Origin of the sequence: Allostigmatella hybrida (genome assembly GCF_020103775.1) — a bacterium.
Classification (GTDB): domain Bacteria; phylum Myxococcota; class Myxococcia; order Myxococcales; family Myxococcaceae; genus Hyalangium; species Hyalangium aurantiaca.
In genome coordinates this window covers 1-1,379 of record NZ_JAHXBH010000071.1, presented here as the reverse complement: position 1 = coordinate 1,379, position 1,379 = coordinate 1, and the positions used below count along the sequence as shown (strand labels likewise).

General features: G+C 58.9%; 2 protein-coding genes. Both read left to right on the top strand.

The features are described from left to right. Positions 1-282 precede the first annotated feature (282 nt). Positions 283-723: an HNH endonuclease gene (locus KY661_RS37055; RefSeq protein ID WP_225414676.1), complete on the top strand. Its 441-nt coding sequence runs from the start codon at positions 283-285 to the stop codon at positions 721-723. A 13-nt stretch (positions 724-736) separates the two neighbouring features. Beyond that, positions 737-1,192 (top strand): DUF4265 domain-containing protein, encoded by a 456-nt coding sequence (locus KY661_RS37050; protein ID WP_225414675.1) that lies wholly within the window; start codon positions 737-739, stop codon positions 1,190-1,192. Positions 1,193-1,379: the final 187 nt, after the last annotated feature.

The window sequence follows — 1,379 nt, the reverse complement described above, 5'->3', positions numbered from 1 at the left end:
AGGGCGAGCGAGAGCGGACCTTCGCAGTAGGCGCCGACGAACCCGAACGGCACCGCGCCTCCCGTCGACTCTACCCCTCCAGCGGGGAAAGGGACGGAACACGAGGGCACGGGATGGGACGGGACGGGATAACGAACCCCAGGAAAATCAAGGCGATAACGGGTAACAGCGCGTCCTGCTTGAGGTTTTCCATCGCCTTGTTCGTGAGTTCGATTCCCGCCGCCTCCATAGACGAACCGCCGCAGCTTGCCGGAACTCGTTGTCCTCCCTCAGAATGAGAGCATGCACTGGCTACCGGCCCTCATCCTCTTGACGCTCGTCCCTCTCCCAGTCGAAGCGAAGGAGGCAGAACACAGGCCTGATGCTCCATTGGCGGACACTGCCGCCCCAGTTCCGGTGGATTTTCTGGGCCTCGCCCCACCCTCCATGGACTTGGCTCCGGAAGTTGTGGCTGGCAAGCGGCCTGGCTCTCGTTTCACAAAGAAGGACAAGGAAATCGTCAAGCAGGACAATGCTTCTCGCAATGGGGGCAAAACTGTCTGCGAGACCTGCGGTGTCGAGACGGTTCCAGCAGATCAACACAAAAAGGGCATCACGCCTCCAGCGAACGAGACACACGTCGATCATGTCATTCCCAAGGCCAAAGGTGGGGCTGGCGATCCCGACAACGGGCAGGTCTTGTGCCGTGACTGCAATATAAAGAAGGGTGACAAGGAACAGTGAAGGCGCCCTAACAATGAGCGAACCTGTGACTGAGCATCGCGTCAAAATCCTGTTTGAGCTTGAGCAGGACGAGGACGGTTATCCACCCGCGAGTGTAGAAACGCTCTGGGCCATCAAGGCCGGTGATGGCCTCTTCAAGATCGACAACATTCCCTTTTTCGTGCTTGGCATCGCGGTGAACGACATTGTTGCCGCGGTCCAGGAGGAGAACGCCTTTCGGTTCAAGGAGGTCGCTCTGCCCTCGGGGCACAGCACCCTCCGCGTCGTCGTCTATGACGCGGCTGACGTTGCGGCTGTGCGTACCCTCTTCAAGCAAATGGGCTGCTCGACGGAGTTGAGCCATCTTCCCCGCCTACTCGCGGTGGACGTGCCTCCCTCCGTCTCTTTGGAGGAGTTGAATCAAGTGCTTGAGTCCGGCCGGCGTCAGGACCGATGGGGCTACGAAGAAGCCTGCTTGGCACAGCCGTGAAACTCGGTTGAGTCCTGACGCACCACCTATTTAAGCCATCTGATTGTGCCGGTACTCCTACCCGTGCTCCCTCACCAGTCCCTCCCCAGCCACACGTCGCCAGGGCACACGTTAGGAGGCTGGAGGAAATAACTTTTCCACTTTCAGTTGTTGAACCAATGAACTTGGCAACGAGGAAAGCGGATGG